We start from the raw sequence: 313 nt of genomic DNA, 5'->3' as shown, positions 1-313 counted from the left end.
GCCCCCCCCCGACACTCGACGCATGGACGTCATGGTCTCGGTCAAGGACGGCGAACTGTGGGCGCACGACTCGGGTGACCCGGGCGGCACGGGCGGCGCGGGCCTCCCCCTGGTCCTGCTGCACCCGGGAGTCGGCGACTCACGCATCTGGGACGGCATCCTGCCGCGCCTCACGGAGCGGCACCGGGTGATCCGCTACGACGCGCGGGGGTACGGCAGGTCGCCGGCCCCGACCGCCGCGTTCTCACTGGTCGAGGACCTGATCGCGGTCCTCGACCACTTCGGGGTGACGCGCGCCGTCCTGGCGGCGTCG

The 313-nt window shown here is 74.1% G+C and carries 1 protein-coding gene; it reads left to right on the top strand.

The window, feature by feature from the left end; genetic code table 11:
* Positions 1-22 precede the first annotated feature (22 nt).
* A partial coding sequence (locus AOK22_RS42840; protein ID WP_157872261.1) for an alpha/beta fold hydrolase occupies positions 23-313 on the top strand: 291 nt, incomplete at its 3' end.

Source organism: Streptomyces silaceus (genome assembly GCF_001419745.1).
Lineage (GTDB): Bacteria > Actinomycetota > Actinomycetes > Streptomycetales > Streptomycetaceae > Streptomyces > Streptomyces silaceus.
Note: the sequence above shows the minus strand (reverse complement) of the source record. Positions and strands in the feature narration are given on the sequence as shown.